This is a genomic window from Streptomyces sp. NPDC029122 (assembly GCF_055569445.1).
On sequence record NZ_JBVHWK010000032.1, the window covers coordinates 43465 to 56147 of the forward strand.

Below are 12683 nucleotides of genomic sequence, written 5' to 3' on the forward strand. Positions count from 1 at the left end.
CTCCACGAACAAAAAAGGAGGCGATAAGAGCGGCGGGGGGGGGGGGGGGGAAAGGGGGGGGGGGTGGTTGGGCCCCCCCCCCCCCCCCCCTTTCCCCCCCCCTCCCCCCCCCCCCGGTGCCATGGGTTGGCGCAACCAGAGCACCGTCAGCGCCGCTACGCCGAGACCCGGAACCGGAGGCGGCAGATACCGCGTCGGTGTCCCGGCGTACGGCGTGGGCGAGGACCGCTCCCCGCTGGTTCTGCAGGGGCCGCTGCCTCAGGCGGGCCGGTTCGGTCTCCGGGATGAGACGGTGACCTGGGTGCCGGGCCGGGACCGGGAGAGGGCGTTGACGTACGCGGACACCGGTCTGCCCAGCGAGCGGGTCGGGGAGGCGATGTCGATGAGCTCGACGCCGGGGTTCCACAACTCCCAGTCACGCCGCAGCGCTTCGGCGGCAGCCCGGTCCTCTGGCGTAGGGTGCGTGACCGTGACGGCGCGGACCTCGTCGCCGAGGGAGCGGGCGGCGGTGAGCACCTGACAGGTCAGCCTGGACGGGCCCGAGACCGGAACGACGACCAGCGAGTGCGTGCGGCGCGGCGGTCGCGGGATGCGGTCGAGTTCCAGGCGTGCGCCGATGCCGTCCTGGACGCCTGCCGGCAGGCCGGATTCACGCCGACACCCCGGTACGTCACCGCGGGCATCGCCGCCCAGCCGGCGCTGGCGCGGGCCGGCCCCGCACCGCGCTCGTCCCCCGGACGGCCATCGACCCGTCCGCACCCGGGATCCGTGCGGTGCCCGTCGCGGACGTCCCGATCCTGCGCCTGCCGTTCGCCGCGACCCGTCGCACCGGGACCGCGAACCCGACGGCCACGGCCGTCGTCCCCGCGCTCCGGACCGCCGCGCGAGAGGTCCGCGGCAGGCGTCCGTCGGCGGACTGGTGCGCCGTCACGAGCCGTCACGCGCCGCTTGGCTGGCGGTACGGCGTCACGGTTCCCCGGAACCGGCACCGGTCGCGGGGGAGTCGGCGGGGTGGCGGCGGGGTGGCCTGGAGGGGGCGTGAACGGGACCTTCCCGTTCCCCCGGTTTGGCTGAATGTCGCCCCCATGGCATCCGGTCACAGGAGGCCGTGATTCCGATTGATTCCGGCCAATCACGAGATGATCAATCAGCTTTCGGTCATGGTGCCTCGGCAGCCATACGGCTTGTGTCCCGACCCTTTTCTGTCAGCGGCAGACAGGTAGGGTGATCACGCCGCCGGGCCCGGCGGTGACGGGGGGAGAGACATTGGGCGAGCCACTCAGATTCGGAATTCTCGGACCACTCATGGTGATGGCGGGGGAACGGACGGTTCAGGTAGGAGGTGCCCGGCAACGTACGATTCTGGCCCTTCTGCTCCTGAGTCCAGGGCGGATCGTTCCGGTTGACACCCTCGTGGACGTGGTCTGGAACGGTCGTCCGCCAGCCACCGCCCGGACCCAGGTCGCCATCGTGATCGCGGCCCTGCGCAAGGCCATCAAGAGCGAAGGCGTGGCCGAGGACGTCATCGTCACGGCGCACCCCGGCTACCTGCTGCGCCCCGACGGCCACGTGCTCGACACCGTCACCTTCACCGAGCTCGTCGCCGAGGCCGAGGAGGCGGTCCGGATCCACCGTCCGGCCGACGCGGCGCGCTGCTACGCCGAGGCGCTCGCCCTCTGGCGCGGACCCGCGCTCGCCGGGGTCACCGGTCAGCTCGTCGAGGACGAGGCGGCCCGCTGGGAAGAAGTACGGATCAACGCCTACGAGGCGATGACGGGCGTGCAGCTGGAGCTGGGGCGGCACCAGCTGCTGCTGCCCGAACTGGCCGCCGCCGTGCGGGAACACCCGCTGCGCGAACGCACCCGGTACCACCTGATCCTCGCCCAGTACCGTTCCGGACGGCGGGCCGAGGCGATGGAGAGCTTCCGGGAGGCGCGCCGCCAGTTCATCGACGAGCTCGGCATGGACCCCGGCCCCGAACTCCAGGAGCTGCACGACGCGATCCTGCGGGACGACCCGTCGCTGGCCTTCGAGCCGCCGGCCGAGCCGGTGGACGGCGCGGCCGACGCCGCCGATGCCTTAGCCGCACGCGGGCGCGTCGTCCCCTCCGAACTCCCGCCGGACGTACCGGGGTTCGCGGGCCGAGGTGCTGAATTCACCGCCCTCGACTCCCTGGTGGACGGCCAGGGCGAGCACAGCCGCGCATCCACCGTCGGACTGATCACCGGCGTGGCGGGCGTGGGCAAGACCGGCCTCGCGGTCCGCTGGGCGCACCGTGTTACCGAACAGTATCCGGACGGGCGGCTCTTCGCGGACCTCCGCGGCTATGACGAGCACCACGCACCGACCACCGCCGGGGACATACTGAGCCGCTTCCTGCGCTCGCTCGGCGTTGACAGCGACGACGTGCCCAACGGCCTGGAGGACCGGATCGCGCTCTACCGCAGCGTGCTCGCGGAGCGCCGGGTGCTGATCGTGCTGGACAACGTACGCACCTTCGCGCAGATCCGCCCGCTGCTGCCCGGCAGCGGCGGCTCCACCGTGCTCGTCACCAGCCGGGAGCAGCTGGAGCAGCTGGTGACCTGGCCGCAGCGGGGCCGCGTACACCTGGGCGTGCTCCCCGAGGGCGACTCGGTCGAGCTGCTCGGCCGGATCGTCGGCGAGGCCCGGATACAGGCCGCTCCCGAGGACGCGGCGCGCCTGGTCGAGCTGTGCGACCGGCTGCCGCTGGCACTGCGCATCGCCGCGGCCCGGCTGGCGTCGAAGCCGCACTGGACGGTGCGCCACCTGGTGACCCGGCTCAGCGACGGGCGCCGCCGGCTGGACGAGCTCAGCCAGGGCGAGTCCCAGGTCCGGGCCAGCTTCGAGCTGAGCTACCGGTACCTGCACAAGGACGCGGCCCGGCTGTACCGGCTCCTCGGGCTGCTCGGCGTACCGGACTTCACGGCGTGGGTGGGTGCCGCGCTGCTGGACGCGGACGTCCTGGACGCGGAGCGGCTGATAGAGCACCTGGTGGACGCGCAGTTCCTGGAGGTGGTCGGCGTCGACGCCACCGGACAGCTGCGCTACCGCTTCCAGAACCTGATGCGCCTGTACGCGGAGGAGCTGGCCCGGGAGGAGGAGAGCGAGGAGGAGCGGCTGGCGGCCTGCGACCGGGTCTTCCGTACGTGTCTGACCATCGCGGAAGAGGCGCACCGGCGCGAAAGGGGCGGCGGAGGCATCGCGGACTGCGAGACGCCGCGCCGGGAGATCGACTCCGTGCTGCTGGAAGAGCTGCTGGTGGCTCCGCTGGAGTGGTTCGAGGCCGAACGGCTCTCCCTGGTCGCCGTCGTCGAGCAGACGGCCGCCCTGGGCATGGACGACCTGGCGTGGGGCCTGGTCATCGCCATGGAGGTGCTCTTCTCCTCGCGCAACTACCTGGAGGACTGGCGGCATTGCAGCGAGCACGCCCTCCAGGCGGCACGCGGCGCGGGCAACCTGCGCGGACAGGCGGCCATGGAGCGCAAGCTGGGCCTGGTCGAACTGAGGCTCCGCAGACTGGCCGAGTCGACCGCGCGGCAGGAGACCGCGCTCGCGCTCTACACGGAGGCCGGCGACTCGCTCGGGCGCGCGCTGGTGCTGAGCGGCCTCGCGTTCATCGACCGGATCCGGGGAGAACTCGATCAGGGCATGGAGCGGCTGCGGGAGGCACTGCCCGTGTTCCGGGAGGCGGGCGACCGGTACTCGGAGGCGTACGCGTTGCAGAACATGGCGCAGTTCGCCCTCGACCAGGGGCGGCCCGAGGCCGCCGCCGAGCTCAGCCGTGAGGCGCTGCGCGTGTGCGAGAGCAGCAAGGGCGACCAGCACGGGCTCGCGCTGGCCATCCACCGCCTCGCCGGCGCACACCTCGCGCTGGGGCAGCTGGAGGAGGCCGAGAGCGAATTCACCCGGGTCGTGGAGATCGTGCGCGGGAGGTCCGATCTGCTCGGCCTGGCCCACGCGCTCCTGGGGCTCGCCGAGACCCGGCTCCAGACCGGCGCCGCGGAGGCGGCCGAGCGGACCTTCCTGGAGGCTCTGGACGCGGCCCGGCGGACCCGGAGCCCGATGATCGAGGGCCAGATCAGGCTCGCGCTGGGCCGGGCGTACGGCGAGCGGGGCGACGGCGACGCGGGCCGGGCGCACCTCGCCGCATCGCTGGCCGTCTTCCAGCGCATCGGCTCCCCGCCCTGGGAGGCGAAGGCGGCCGCCGCGCTGGAACGGCTGCGGGAGGTGTCGCGGAAGGCGTAACCGGTCAATAACCCGGCGATAAAGCGGCTCCCTAGCGTCATCGCAGACGAGAAAACTGCCGAGCTGTGGAGTCTGCGATGTCACGTACGACCGGCGCGCCCTCTTTCGCCGTGATCCCCGGCGCCCAGGTGCATGAAGTCCTGGACGGCCGTGCGCCCGAGGTGGTCGGATTGATCGAATCCGCATATCGGGTGCACGGCGAGGGCGGCACGGTCAATCCGCCCTCCTATTTCCTGCGTTTTCCGGACCGGCCCACTTCGCGGATCATCGCGCTGCCGGCCTCGATCGGGGGAGCGGCCCCGGTCGACGGAGTGAAGTGGATTTCCAGCTTCCCCGAAAATGTGGCGGCCGGAATTCCGCGTGCCTCCGCCGTGCTGATCCTCAACGACCCCGAGACCGGATATCCGCTCGCCTGCCTGGAATCCTCGATCATCAGCGCGGCCCGCACCGCCGCCTCCGCCGCGCTGGCGGCCGACCGGCTCAGCCCGGCGGGCCGCCGGCCGCGCCGGATCGGCTTCTTCGGCGTCGGCCTGATCGCCCGCTTCATCCACCAGTACCTGGCGGGCACGGGCTGGGAGTTCGACGAGATCGGCGTGCACGACCTGTCCGCCGAGCACGCCGAGGGCTTCGCCGACTACCTGACCCGCTCCGGGGAGCAGGGCCCCGTCACCGTCCACGACAGCGCCGAGAAGCTGATCCGCGGCAGCGATCTGGTGGTCTTCGCGACCGTCGCCGGCACCCCGCACGTCACCGAGCCCGACTGGTTCGGCCACAACCCGCTGGTGCTGCACGTCTCGCTGCGCGACCTGGCGCCCGAGGTGATCCTCTCCGGCTTCAACGTCGTCGACGACGTCGAGCACTGCCTCAAGGCCGACACCTCCCCCCACCTGGCCGAACAGCTCACCGGCAGCCGCGACTTCGTCGACGGCACCCTCTACGACGTGCTGTCCGGCCAGCTCCCCGTCCCCGAGGACAAGCCCGTCTTCTTCTCGCCCTTCGGGCTGGGCGTCCTCGACCTCGCGGTCGGCCGGCACGTCTACGACGCCCTGTGCGAGCGCGGCGACCTGTCGGTCGTGGAGGACTTCTTCCACGAGATGCGCCGCTACGGCTGAGCCCCGCACCCCCACCCCGCGCCGCCCCGCGCGGCGCGAACCGGCCGTCCTCACGGCCCCGAGCCATCCGAGGAAAGTGATTCAGTGACCACGCTGCTCGACACCGCCACTCGGGCGCCGGCCGCACCCGGCCGGCGCCCCCTCCCCGTCCGGGTCGAGGAGACCGCCCTCGACCCGCACCCCCCGATCGAGCTGTACGAGGCCCTGCGCGCGCGGTTCGGGGAGGACGTGTTCCTCCTGGAGTCGCTGGAGAGCCCCGAGTTCGACGGGAACTCCGCCGTCGTCGGCTTCGGCCGCCTCGCCGAGCTGCGCATCCGCGCCGGGCGGATCTCCGCCGCCGGCGTGCCGTCCGTACTGGCCGAGCTGTCCCGCGCCGCCGACGGGCTGGGGCTGGCCGCCGGCCCCGGCGGCGACCGGATCTTCGAACGCCCCGGCCAGGTATGGGACGTCCTGCGGGCCGTGCAGGCCGGCTTCGACGTCGACAGCCCCCGCCCCGAGTACGCCTTCGGCTTCCTCGCCACCATCGGCTACGGCGCCGCCTGGTACATGGAGGAGCTGCCCGTCCGCGAGCACACCGACGAGGGGGCGCCCGACCTGGTACTGACCCTGTTCCAGGACACCGTCTGGTACGACCTGGACGCCGGCACGGCCGTCCGGCTCGCGGCCCGCGGCGAGGCCTTCGGCCCGGACGGCGGCCCCGCCGCCCGCACCGACCTCGCCGGCATCGTCGAGCGGCTGACCGCCGGGATGACCGAGCCGGCAGGGCGCGTCCCGGCCGCCCCCGCACCCCGGGCCGTCCGCGACAGCACCGACGAGGGAGCCTTCCTCGCCAACGTGGAACGCTGCCTGCGGCACATCGGCGTCGGCGACATCTACCAGATCCAGATCGGCCACCGCATCCAGGTCGAGACGGACCTGACCCCGCTCGACGTCTACCGGCGGCTGCGCGGACGCAACCCTTCCCCGTACATGTACCTCGTCCCCCGCGACGGCTCCACGCTGATCGGCGCCAGCCCCGAGGTGCTCTTCCGCACCGAGGGCGACCGCATCGTGATGCGCCCCATCGCCGGCACCACCCCGCGCAGCGGCGACCCCGCCGTGGACGGTCCGCGCGTCGAGGCCCTGCTCGCCAGCGAGAAGGAACGGGCCGAGCACGTGATGCTGGTCGACCTGTGCCGCAACGACGTCGGCCGGGTGTGCCTGCCCACCACCCTCGAAGCCACCCGGCTGATGACGGTCGAGACCTTCAGCCACGTCTTCCACCTGGTCTCCACCGTCGAGGGGAGCCTCGCCCCCGGTGAGGACACCTGGTCCTCGCTGGCCGCGACCTTTCCCGCGGGGACGGTCACCGGCGCCCCCAAGATCCGCGCCATGGAGCTCATCTCCGAACTGGAGTACGAGCCGCGCGACATGTACGCCGGCGCCGTCGGCCTGGTCGACGTACGCGGCTGGTCCCGCCTCGCGCTGTGCATCCGCACGGTCACCCATGATGGAACGGCCTACTCCACCCAGAGCTGCGCCGGCATCGTCGCCGACTCCTCGCCCGCCGCCGAGTGGCGCGAGACCCTGCACAAGATGGGAGCGGCCTACTGGGCGCTCACCGGTGAGGAGCTGCTTCCGTGAAGGTCCTGCTCGTCGACGCCTACGACAGCTTCACCCACATCATCGACCAGTACCTGCGCACCCTCGGAGCGGACACCGAGGTCGTCCGCTCCCGCACCGAGAGCCCCGACGAGCTCGCGGCCCGGCTGCCGGACGCGGTGGTCCTCGGCCCCGGGCCGGGCCACCCCGCCGAGTCGGGCCACGTCGAGCTGGTGCACCGCTTCGCCGGACGGGTGCCCCTGCTGGGCATCTGCCTGGGCCACCAGGCCATCGGCCTGGCCTACGGGGGCCGCGTACAGGTGGCCGAACGGCTCAAGCACGGCAAGACCAGCGAGGTCGCCCACGACGGAGCCGGCGTCTTCGCGGGGCTCGGCGAGACCATGACCGCCACCCGCTACCACTCCCTGATCGTCGCCGAACCCCTGCCGCAGGAGCTGCTCGCCACCGCGCACGCCGTCGACGACGGCTACGTGATGGGACTGCGCCACCGCACCCTCGCCGTGGAAGGGGTGCAGTTCCACCCCGAGTCCATCACCACGGTCGGCGGCATGCGCCTCCTGCGCAACTTCCTCACCACCGCACGGACCCGGCGCGCGGACATCCTCGCCGGGTGACGAAGGAGCAACGAAGGAGCGATCTCGTGGAGCACGTGGATTCCTGGCGGGCCCGGCCCGCAGCACAACAGCCCGAATGGCCCGATCCCGCCGCCCTGGCGGAGGTGCGGGCACGACTGCGCGACACCGTCCCGCTCGTGGTCGCCGCCGAGTGCGAGCAGCTCAAGTACCGGCTCGGCGCCGTCGCCCGGGGCGAGGCCTTCCTGCTCCAGGGCGGCGACTGCGCCGAGACCTTCGCGGACGTCCGCGAGGACTCGGTGCGCCGCAAGGTGCAGACCCTGCTCCAGATGGCGCTCGTCCTCCAGTACGCCGCCTCCGTGCCGGTCGTCAAGATCGGCCGGATGGCGGGCCAGTACGCCAAGCCCCGCTCCAAGCCCACCGAGACCCGCGGCGGGCTGACCCTGCCCGCCTACCGGGGCGACGCCGTCAACGGCTTCCCCTTCGAGGCGGCCGAACGCACCCCCGATCCGGACCGCCTGCTGCGGATGCACCAGGCCGCCTCCGGCACGCTGAACCTCGTACGGGCCTTCACCACCGGCGGCTACGCCGACCTGCGCCAGGCGCACGCCTGGAACCAGGACTTCGTGGCCCGCTCGCCCGTCGGGGAGCGCTACACGGCGCTCGCCACCCAGATCGACCAGGCCCTCAACTTCATGCGGGCCTGCGGGGCGGACGAACGCATCCAGCACGCCGTGGAGTTCTACGTCAGCCACGAGGGCCTGCTGCTGGAGTACGAGGAACCGCTGGTCCGCGAGGACCCGGCGACCGGCCGGCACTACGCGACCAGCGGGCACATGCTCTGGATCGGGGAGCGCACCCGGGACCTGGACGGCGCGCACGTGGAGTTCTTCTCGCGGATCGCCAACCCGGTCGCGGTCAAACTCGGCCCCACCACGGACTCCGACACCGTGCTGCGGCTGATCGACCGGCTCGACCCGGAGCGCGAGCCGGGACGGCTCACCTTCGTCGTCCGGATGGGCGCCGGACAGGTCCGCGACCGGCTGCCCGAACTAGTGGAGAAGACGGCCGCGGAGGGAGCGCCGGTGGCCTGGGTGAGCGATCCCATGCACGGCAACACCTTCGAGGCGCCGTCCGGCCTCAAGACCCGCCGCTTCGACGACATCGTCGACGAGGTGAAGGGCTTCTTCGAGGTCCACCGCGAGCTCGGGACGCATCCCGGCGGCGTGCACCTGGAATTCACCGGGGGCGACGTCACCGAATGCGTGGGCGGCGGTGAGGAAGTGAGCCTCGACGGACTGAGCGAGCGCTACGAATCCACCTGTGACCCCAGGCTCAACCGCACCCAGTCGCTGGATCTGGCATTCCTGGTCGCCGAGATGTACCGGGAACGCTGAATTCCGCTTATTGCCGTTATCGCGGACCGCCCACGAGGGCGCCCCGATCACGTCTCGAGCGGCCCGCGAGCGGACGTCAAGAGGGGTCCCAAGGGTTTGTTATCGGCCTAGGGGCCCCTTCTGACCTGCGGGTATATCGTCCTTATCGAAATCGCGCGGCCCCGGAAGACGGAGCGATATCAGCTCGAAGCCGCTCCTTCCTAGTGTTCTTCTCACCGGAACAAAGCGACGCTCAAGCAGTACTCAACGGGGAGAAGAACAGAGATGCAGAACACGTGGCGCACCCAGGTCAAGCGCATCACCCTCGCGGCCATCGCGGCGGTGGCGATCGCGGGCGGGGTGCAGATCGCGAACGGGGGACCCGCGGACGGCGGCAGCAGCGTGACGGCCGATGCCACCACCCCGCAGGCCCCGGCCGCGGCCCAGACGCCGTCGCCGTCCTTCTCCAAGGACATCGACGAGTGGGGCTGAGCCGCCACACCCGACGACCCCGAGGGGGAACCAAGTGACCACCGCCAGACCAGAACCCGGCCGCGGGGCGCGCAGCTGGCCCGCCCTGCTGGAAACCCTGCTCGCCGGCCGTGACCTGACCGCCGCCGACACGGCCTGGGCCATGGACCGGGTGATGAGCGGCGAGGCCACCGACGCGCAGCTCGCCGGCTTCCTCGTCGCCCTGCGCGGCAAGGGGGAGACGGTCGGCGAACTGGAGGGCCTGGTACGGGCCATGCTCCACCACGCGGTGCCCCTCGACGTCCCCGGAGCCACGGTCGACGTGGTCGGTACGGGCGGCGACGGGGCCCGTACGGTCAACATCTCGACCATGTCCGCGATCGTCGCGGCCGGCGCCGGCGCCCGCGTCGTCAAGCACGGCAACCGGGCGTCGAGTTCGGCCTCGGGATCCGCGGACGTGCTGGAGGCCCTGGGCGTGCGGCTGCGTCTGGAACCGGCGAGGGTGGCCGCCCTCGTGGACGAAGCGGGGATCACCTTCTGCTTCGCCCCGGACTTCCACCCGTCCATGCGGCACGCCGCCGCCGTCCGCAAGCAGCTGGCGATCCCCACCGTCTTCAACGCGCTCGGGCCGCTGACCAACCCGGCCCGTCCGACCGCCCAGGCGGTCGGCGTGGCCGACGCGCGGCTGCTGCCGCTGATCGCGGGCGTACTGGCCCGCCGGGGCGGCAGCGCCCTGGTGTTCCGCGGGGACGACGGCCTCGACGAACTCAGCGTCACCACCACGTCCACCGTGCTGAGCGTCGAGGGGGGAAGGGTCCGGGAGGAGTCCTTCGACCCCCGCGACGCGGGCATCGCGCCCGCCCCGGTCGACGCGCTGCGCGGCGGGGACGCCGGGCACAACGCGGACGTGGCCCGGCGGCTGTTCGCCGGCGGGGAGCGCGGGCCGGTCCGCGACGCGGTGCTGCTCTCGGCGGCCGCCGCGCTGGCCGCGGCCGAGCCGTCCGGGGGCCGTACGGTCACCGAGCGGCTGCGCGAGGGGGTCGCCGCGGCGGCCGCCTCCCTGGACACGGGGGCCGCGGAGGCGGTCCTGGAGCGCTGGGTGCGGGCGGCGGCCGGACACGCCGAGGCGCCGCTCGCCGCCGCCGGGCGGTGAGCGGTACGTACGGTACGGAGCGCGGACGCGCCGCCGGTGCGGCCGGACCGGTCCCGGGGAGGGGGACGGCCCGGCCGCACCGGCGGCGGTCACGGGTCCGGGATCACAGGACGGCCGCCTTCGCCGGCAGCCGTACCGGCTCGTGGACCAGCGGCCCCTCGGCCCCGTCGTCGGCCTCCTTGCCCCGGGGCACGCCCCGTCGGATCCAGGACAGCGCGGGCGAGGTGATCGCCGTGGTGAGCAGGGCCATGAGCACCAGCATGGTGAACAGCTCCGGCCCGATCACCCCCAGCTCCAGGCCCAGGTTCAGCACCACCAGCTCGGTCAGGCCGCGGCAGTTCATCAGCGCCCCGATCGACATGGCGTCCCGCCAGGACTGGCCGGTGGCGCGGGCGGCCGTGGTGCTGCCGCCCCACTTGCCGAGGAAGGCGACGACCATGACGGCCAGGGCCCACAGCCACATCATCGGATCGGCGGCGAGCAGCCCCACATCGGTCTTCAGGCCGGTGTTGACGAAGAACAGGGGCAGCAGGATCGGGATGGTGAAGGCCCGCAGCCGCGCCGCGCACAGCTCGATCACCCGCGAACCGCGCGGGGTGATCACCCCGAAGACGAAGGCGCCGAACAGGGCGTGCACGCCGATCTTGTCGGTGGTGAAGGCCGACAGGCACAGCCCGCTGAAGAGCACCACCAGGACGACGGAGTCCACCGTGCGGGCCGCCCGTACGGCCCACTTGGCGAGCAGCGGCCGGACGGCGTAGATCATGAACGCCAGGAACAGGGCCGCCAGGGCCGCCGTGGTGGCCGCCTCGACCGGGGAACTGCTGGTGCTGACGGCGACGACCGCGGCGAGCAGGCACCAGGCGGTCACGTCGTCCACGGCCGCGCAGGCCATGGCCAGGGCGCCGATCCGGGTGTTGTAGAGCCCCCGGTCGGTCAGGATCCGGGCGAGCACCGGGAAGGCCGTGATGCTCATGGACACGGCGATGAACAGGACGAACGCGACCTCGCTGACCCCCTTCGGCGCCATCGTGTCGTACATCAGCAGGGCCAGCCCCGAGCCGAGGACCAGGGGGAGCGCGATGCTCGCCTGGCTGACGGCGATGGCCGTACGGCTGTGCCCGCGCAGGGCCGAGAGGTTCAGTTCCAGGCCCACCAGGAACATGAACGCCAGCAGACCGATGTTTCCGAACGCCCCGGTGAACGGCAGGACCGTCCCGGGGAACAGCCATGCCTGGGCGTCGGGCCACAGCCAGCCGAGCAGCGAGGGACCCAGCAGGATGCCGACGGCGATCTCGCCGACCACCGGCGGCTGACCGAGGCGGCGGAAGAGCATCGCGCCGGCCTTGCACGCGAGGATGACGGCGGGGATCGCTATCAGCAGATCGGGCAGCGGGTCACGGGCGGACACGGGCAGCTCCCTCCGCGGCCGAAGGGGCGACGCGCGGGGCGGGTGCCGCCGGCGGGGGCGGTGCCGCGGCGGGTGGGCCCGGGACGGCGGTGGCGTCGGTCCAGCGGGCGTACCGGCGCTTCCCGTACAGCAGGGGCTCCTCCTCCTCGCGCAGCGAGACGCGGCTGATCCGGACGAACACGGCGGTGTGGTCGCCGAACTCGACGGTCTGGGTGACCTCCCCGTCGGCGACCGCGTGCGAGGCCTCCGCGAGGTGCGGGCCGCCGGCCCCCAGCGGCAGCCGCCACTCGACGCGCTCGAAGCGGTCCGGGGAACCCGAGGCGAACAGGTCCGAGACCGGGCGGGCGTTCTCGTGGAGCAGGTTGACCGCCACGTGCCCCGTCTCCAGGACGGCCTGCACGGTCGGGCTCGCGGTGCGCAGGCACAGCACCACCGTGGGCGGGGAGAGGGCGACGCTGGCGAGGGAGCTGCACGTCATGCCGCGCGGCTCGGAATCCGTACCGATCGTGGTGATCACCGAGACGCCGGACGGGAAGGCCGACATCAGGGGCCTGATGTCGGCTTCGGCCGCGCCGCCGGACACGGCGGCGCGGGCGGCGGGGGACGGCTGCGAGGTGGCTGTCATGAGGGGGACTCTCCTGGGGCTGGGCCCGGGCCGGGCCGGTGCTGGCGCTGGGGGTGCGGCGCGGGCCCGGAAGCCGGAGGGAGGAGCCGGCTCCG

9 protein-coding genes and 1 pseudogene are annotated in these 12683 nt (G+C 72.8%); 7 read left to right on the top strand and 3 right to left on the bottom strand.

The annotated features are described in order from the left end of the window. Nucleotides 1-155: 155 nt before the first annotated feature. A pseudogene (locus ACZ4WZ_RS28990) lies at nt 156-618 on the bottom strand (amino acid permease); the annotation flags it as partial. Nucleotides 619-1311: 693 nt separating this feature from the next. Between ACZ4WZ_RS28990 and ACZ4WZ_RS28995 the strand changes: the two are divergent. The 7 genes from ACZ4WZ_RS28995 (at nt 1312) to trpD (ending at nt 10552) form a co-directional block, all read left to right on the top strand. Further along, entirely contained in the window at nt 1312-4266 is a 2955-nt protein-coding gene (locus ACZ4WZ_RS28995) for an AfsR/SARP family transcriptional regulator (protein WP_467894877.1), read from the top strand. Between the two features lie 77 nt (nt 4267-4343). Next, the gene (gene sbnB / locus ACZ4WZ_RS29000; protein WP_467894879.1) at nt 4344-5378 is read left to right on the top strand and encodes a 2,3-diaminopropionate biosynthesis protein SbnB; all 1035 of its coding nucleotides are present in this window, start codon (nt 4344-4346) and stop codon (nt 5376-5378) included. Nucleotides 5379-5462: 84 nt separating this feature from the next. Further along, the gene (locus tag ACZ4WZ_RS29005) at nt 5463-7001 is read left to right on the top strand and encodes an anthranilate synthase component I family protein (RefSeq protein WP_467894881.1); all 1539 of its coding nucleotides are present in this window, start codon (nt 5463-5465) and stop codon (nt 6999-7001) included. Next, entirely contained in the window at nt 6998-7594 is a 597-nt protein-coding gene (locus ACZ4WZ_RS29010; RefSeq protein WP_467894883.1) for an anthranilate synthase component II, read from the top strand. The genes ACZ4WZ_RS29005 and ACZ4WZ_RS29010 overlap by 4 nt, the downstream gene beginning before the upstream one ends. A 26-nt stretch (nt 7595-7620) precedes the next feature. Next, entirely contained in the window at nt 7621-8949 is a 1329-nt protein-coding gene (locus ACZ4WZ_RS29015) for a class II 3-deoxy-7-phosphoheptulonate synthase (protein ID WP_467894885.1), read from the top strand. Between the two features lie 264 nt (nt 8950-9213). After that, nucleotides 9214-9420, top strand: a complete 207-nt coding sequence (locus tag ACZ4WZ_RS29020; RefSeq protein ID WP_467894887.1) for a hypothetical protein — start codon at nt 9214-9216, stop codon at nt 9418-9420. 34 nt (nt 9421-9454) lie between these two features. Further along, entirely contained in the window at nt 9455-10552 is a 1098-nt protein-coding gene (gene trpD / locus ACZ4WZ_RS29025; protein WP_467894889.1) for an anthranilate phosphoribosyltransferase, read from the top strand. Nucleotides 10553-10655: 103 nt separating this feature from the next. On the opposite strand, the gene ACZ4WZ_RS29030 is transcribed toward trpD, so the two are convergent. After that, the gene (locus ACZ4WZ_RS29030) at nt 10656-11963 is read right to left on the bottom strand and encodes a cation:proton antiporter domain-containing protein (RefSeq protein WP_467894892.1); all 1308 of its coding nucleotides are present in this window, start codon (nt 11961-11963) and stop codon (nt 10656-10658) included. After that, the gene (locus ACZ4WZ_RS29035; protein WP_467894895.1) at nt 11950-12588 is read right to left on the bottom strand and encodes a flavin reductase family protein; all 639 of its coding nucleotides are present in this window, start codon (nt 12586-12588) and stop codon (nt 11950-11952) included. The genes ACZ4WZ_RS29030 and ACZ4WZ_RS29035 overlap by 14 nt, the downstream gene beginning before the upstream one ends. Nucleotides 12589-12683: the final 95 nt, after the last annotated feature.